Raw genomic sequence first — 1,302 nt, 5'->3', positions numbered from 1 at the left:
AAATCGAATAATTGTCTAGCAGGATTTCAGTAAGCAATGAGCATAGCTCAACCTTTTCATAGTAAAATGGATATTGTCCTGCTTCTAAAAGAGAGATTTGATAAAAGTCATCTATGAGACGTTCTAATCTCAATGCTTTTCCGGATAATGCTGAAATATATTCCGCTCTTTTTTCATCAGGCGCACTTGATAGAAGTTGCAAATATCCGCGAATGGAAGTTAGTGGTGTCCGTAAATCATGAGAAAGGCAAGAAATATTCTCTTTTAATTCATTCTCCTTTTTTTGAATTTCGCCCAGATAAATATTATCTTTTGATACAATCTGATTTATGATTTCAACCAAATGCTCTAACCGCCTATCAGATAAAGACACTGTAACTAACTTTTTCGTTTTTCTATTCAGAATAGCATTTAGTTGGACGATTACTTTATATATCTGTATTTTCCAGTTAATTAAAGAAATTGAAAGGATAATGACCAATGCTATCAGAACAAGAAACATAATCGCCCAACCCATATTCTACCTCCCTTTTACTTGATTTCTTTTCTAATCATAATAAGACCGCCAACAATCAAAAGAGAAATGCACCCTATGAAATAGAATGGTAAATGCTCAATAATACCCATTGTGCGACAAGAGCTGAAATTCATCCAATAGTACATAGGATTTCCATATACAAAAAATTTTAAGGGTATTGAAACCGTCTCCATATCACTCCATAGCATTAAGTAAACAGACGCTCCACTGAATACATATAAGCAGCAAATCCCTGTTACAATCCCTGTATTTTGAATAACGACACATAAAAAAATAGAAATGCTTTCTAATGCTAATAAAACCGTTCCGCAAGCAAGAGCCCATCCCAAAAGGTTTATTACTTCACTCGCAGTTGGAATGTAACCGGATTGTATGATTTCAATAACGAAAAATGTAGCTACAAAAATCAGATACGTTATCAGAGACACCACCAATATTGTAATCGCTTTGGTGTAGTAGAGAATAGTTCGTTTAGTGCCGTATGCAACAGATAATTTGATTGTACCCGTATTATATTCTTTTGTAAAAAATATGGTTGCAAATAAAATGCCAATAATCCAGAAAAAGGCTGTATATGCAAGAGATGAGCGGGCAACAGTTTGAAACGTTGGTATTTCACTAGATAGATAACACTTAGCTTGAAATCCGATTACACTTTCTGTTCCATCTCCGGCTCCAAAAAAGTCATGTCACCAAGTGCAAAAGAGACCATTATAACCGCCGCACATACGCCTAATATAGTTATCAATATCTTTGAGTGACGC

Annotated in this window: 2 protein-coding genes; both read right to left on the bottom strand. The window is 34.8% G+C overall.

Annotated elements, in window-relative coordinates; all coding sequences use genetic code 11:
* Nucleotides 1-517, bottom strand: a 517-nt coding sequence (locus CCU_RS02220; protein ID WP_208895917.1) for a sensor histidine kinase, incomplete at its 3' end; no start/stop codon positions are given.
* Nucleotides 518-531: 14 nt separating this feature from the next.
* Entirely contained in the window at nt 532-1,152 is a 621-nt protein-coding gene (locus tag CCU_RS14670; RefSeq protein ID WP_442852321.1) for an ABC transporter permease, read from the bottom strand.
* Nucleotides 1,153-1,302: the final 150 nt, after the last annotated feature.

Source organism: Coprococcus sp. ART55/1 (assembly GCF_000210595.1).
GTDB classification, from domain to species: Bacteria; Bacillota; Clostridia; order Lachnospirales; family Lachnospiraceae; genus Coprococcus; species Coprococcus aceti.
Note: the sequence above shows the minus strand (reverse complement) of the source record. Positions and strands in the feature narration are given on the sequence as shown.